Annotated in this window: 1 protein-coding gene; it reads left to right on the top strand. The window is 65.7% G+C overall.

From position 1 onward, the window contains the following. Positions 1-344, top strand: a 344-nt coding sequence (locus ACEN88_RS34790; protein WP_413346973.1) for a hypothetical protein, incomplete at both ends; no start/stop codon positions are given.

The raw sequence follows: 344 nt of genomic DNA, 5'->3' as shown, positions 1-344 counted from the left end.
ACCGGCAAGACCGGCACGCCGCTGGACTTCGTCGCGTTCCACGCCAAGGGCGCGCCGAAGGTCGTCGACGGCATCGTCCGCATGGGCATGGGCACGCATTTCCGTCACCTCGACGAAGGCTTCGCGCTCGTCGAAAAATACCCGGAACTTAAAAACATCCCCGTCATCGTCGGCGAATCCGACCCGGAAGGCTGTGCCGCCTGCGGCATGCAGACCAATCCGGAAAACGCCTACCGCAACGGCACGCTGTACGCCAGCTACACGGCGGCGTCGATCGCGCGCGAGTACGACCTGGCCGCGCGGCGCGGCGTGAACCTGATCGGCGCGGTGAACTGGTCGTTCGA

Origin of the sequence: Massilia sp. CT11-108 (assembly GCF_047302915.1) — a bacterium.
In the GTDB taxonomy this organism is placed as follows: domain Bacteria; phylum Pseudomonadota; class Gammaproteobacteria; order Burkholderiales; family Burkholderiaceae_D; genus Telluria; species Telluria orientalis.
The sequence above is the reverse complement of the archived record's forward strand: the minus strand, read 5'-3'. Positions and strand labels throughout refer to the sequence as shown.